This window comes from Rhizobacter sp. P3_B12 (assembly GCF_056402895.1).
The window spans coordinates 1-2,283 of the sequence record NZ_JBFUGN010000973.1 but is presented as its reverse complement, the minus strand read 5'-3'; the positions used below and the strand labels follow the sequence as shown (position 1 = coordinate 2,283).

Annotated in this window: 1 protein-coding gene; it reads right to left on the bottom strand. The window is 67.9% G+C overall.

Going from position 1 to position 2,283, the window contains the following annotated elements:
• Positions 1-29 precede the first annotated feature (29 nt).
• Positions 30-1,907, bottom strand: coding sequence for a protein kinase domain-containing protein (locus AC1D01_RS30885; protein WP_477873247.1), 1,878 nt, complete (start codon positions 1,905-1,907; stop codon positions 30-32).
• Positions 1,908-2,283 lie beyond the last annotated feature (376 nt).

Genomic DNA, 2,283 nt, shown 5'->3' with positions numbered 1-2,283 from the left:
GCGCTGAAGTGCTTGCATCGACTGCTCCCTCATGAAGGCTTCTTCGAATCCGCGGCCGGCGGCCGCTTCAGCGGCGCCATCGTGCTGGCAAAGCTCGCGGCCACGCGCTGCGTCTCGGCCGCGGTGTCCTGCGTCGGCACGTAACGCTCCTGCAGGGCCTGCGCCATCGCGTCGAAACCCTTGTACAGCTGGCCGAACTCGTCGGTGCGCTCCTCGCGGATGCGATGCTCGAAACGGCCCTGCGCAATCTCGCGCATCGAGTCGCCCACCAGCTTGATCGGCCGCGCGAACCAGTTCGCGRCGAAGTACATCGCCACCGCCACCGCCAGCACCGTGACGATCACCAGCACGATCATCAGCGTCAGGCTCAGCCGCGCCACCTGCGCGAGCGGCTTCTCGGGGATGCCCAGCGCCACCCGGCCGACCGCCTTGCCCTGGAAGGTCATCGGCGCCTCGAACACCAGCACGTTGTCGTTGTCGTCGAGCACGCGCGTCACGCTGACGCCGCCGGCACGCGTGCCCAGCAGCTCGCCGCCGCGCGCCTTGTACGGCTGGCCCACGCTCGCCGCATCGCTCGACGCCCGCACCACACCGGCCCGGTCGACCACGCTGACGCTCGTGAAATCGCGCGTCTTCATGACCTCGCCCACCGACACCTCGACCGCCACCCATTCGTCGGCCAGCGCCGACACCGCGTTCTGCGCCGCGATGAAGCGGCTGAGCGATGCGCCGTAATCGGTCACCTGACCCATCATCGCGGCCGTCTGCTGCCGGTTGACGACCGTGCCGGTCACCGCCATCACCGCGAACACGATGGCGCCCATCATCAGCGCCCACTTCAGGCGCAGCGGCAGGATGCGGGGTTTTTCCTTCTCGCGCGCTTCATCCTCGATGTTGCGCATCGCCTTGCTGATCTCGGTGGCCAGCTCCTGGCCGGTCTGGAAGCGGCGCTCCGGCTGCTTGGCCAGGCAGCGCTCGACGATGCGGCGCACGCCCAGCGGCAAATCGGTGCGCAGCTTCTCGATCGGCGTCGGCTCCTCGGTGGCGATCTTCATCGCGAGCGCCACGATGCTGTCGCCCTGGAACGGCGCGGCGCCGCTCAGCATCTGGTACAGGATGATGCCGACCGAGAACAGGTCGGAACGGCCGTCGACCTTCGAGCCCTTGGTCTGCTCGGGCGACATGTACTGCGGCGTGCCGAGCACGTCGCCGACACGCGTCTGGTGCGTCGACGACGCCCCCGTGGTCACGTGCGCGATGCCGAAATCGGTCACCTTCACGGTGCTGGTGCCCTTCAGCACCATGATGTTCGACGGCTTGATGTCGCGGTGCACGATGCCCTTGCCGTGCGCGTAGTCGAGCGCCTTGGCCAGCTGCAGCACGATCACCAGCGTGTCGCGGATCGGCATCGGGCCGAGGCGCGACATCAGCTCGTTCATCGGCTCGCCCTCGATCAGCTCCATCGCCATGTACGGCCGGCCCTCGATCTCGCCCACGTCGTGCACGGTGACGATGTTCGGATGCGACAGCATGCCGGCGGCGCGCGCCTCGCGCAGGAAGCGGGCGCGGTACTCCTCTTCCTCGCAATAGGCGGCGTGCAGGAACTTGATCGCGATGGTGCGGTCGATGCCGGGGTCGTGCGCGCGGTAGACGCTCGCCATGCCGCCGCGGCCGATGCGCTCTGTGATCTGGTAGCGGCCGACCTGGCGCGGCGCCGCCGGACTGGCGGCCGGCGCGCTGCGGCGCGCAGACTCACTTCCCGGCGCAGCGGCCGGCAGCGTGTCGGCCGACGCAACGGCCGCAGCCGCGTTCAGCGGGCTCGTCTTGAGGCTGGCGCTGGAATGGGTGATGACGCGGGTGGTCTCGTCATCTTCGAACGGGCGGTCGGGATAGTCGTCTTCTGGCATGGCACGGCACAGTGCCTGGGGGGACGCAAAGTCTCAATGAACGAAAGTCATCTGGCAATCCTTTTCAGCAATCGTTTCCCAGCCCTTCCACGACAGCCGCATGACTTTCGTTGATTGCCAATCCCGGGCGCCCGGCGGATAAACCGGCTTCAGGCGCGCCGGCTCCGCTCGGCGGGCGTGCCTGCCTCGCTGTCGGAGCCCTCATGATCCTGGTGATACGCGCCCATACCCTGAAGAACGAGACCCTGTCTCAGTCGATCACGGGCCACTTCGATGAACGCGGTGGCACGATCGGCCGTTCCGACACGAACACGCTCGCCCTGCCCGACCCGGAACGCCACATCTCGCGCCTGCAGGCCGAGGTCTGGTTCAGCAA